Origin of the sequence: Pseudomonas fuscovaginae SE-1, assembly GCF_000364705.1 — a bacterium.
Lineage (GTDB): Bacteria > Pseudomonadota > Gammaproteobacteria > Pseudomonadales > Pseudomonadaceae > Aquipseudomonas > Aquipseudomonas fuscovaginae_A.
This window is the reverse complement of record NZ_AQOH01000314.1, coordinates 1-416: the sequence shown is the minus strand read 5'-3', so window position 1 is coordinate 416 and position 416 is coordinate 1. Positions and strand designations below refer to the sequence as shown.

Here is a 416-nt window from a genome sequence, read left to right as displayed (position 1 = left end):
AACGCGGTATCGGACTTTTCTAAAAACTCTGAGACTACCCTGATACTATTCTTAGGTAAGACCCCTGAGTGAAAATAAACGCCAACACTTGCTGTAACCCTTCTTTCTGCAAGCGGCGGTGGATATAAGCCTGCGGGGACGCTATCCAATGAAAGCATTTGCCACTCGCTCTCGCTAGGAAGTGGGTCATCTGCGATTGCTTTTCTAAAGATTGTGGCCCAATCTCGAAACCTCTCTTTATTAGCAGCGGCCTCTATGGCAATAATAAACTCCTCTCCCGAGGGGTGCCCCACATGAATCTTAACTGCAGTTTCCTCTGTCTCTATAATTTTCTGTGCTGCTGAATCTAAGCGGTATCCAAATGCTTTAAGAACCTGATCTCCATATATGTGTCCCCATGTATCATTGACCTGTTT

The 416-nt window shown here is 45.4% G+C and carries 1 protein-coding gene; it reads right to left on the bottom strand.

The window, feature by feature from the left end:
* Window positions 1–416, bottom strand: a 416-nt coding sequence (locus K675_RS32560; protein ID WP_157383992.1) for a diguanylate cyclase domain-containing protein, incomplete at both ends; no start/stop codon positions are given.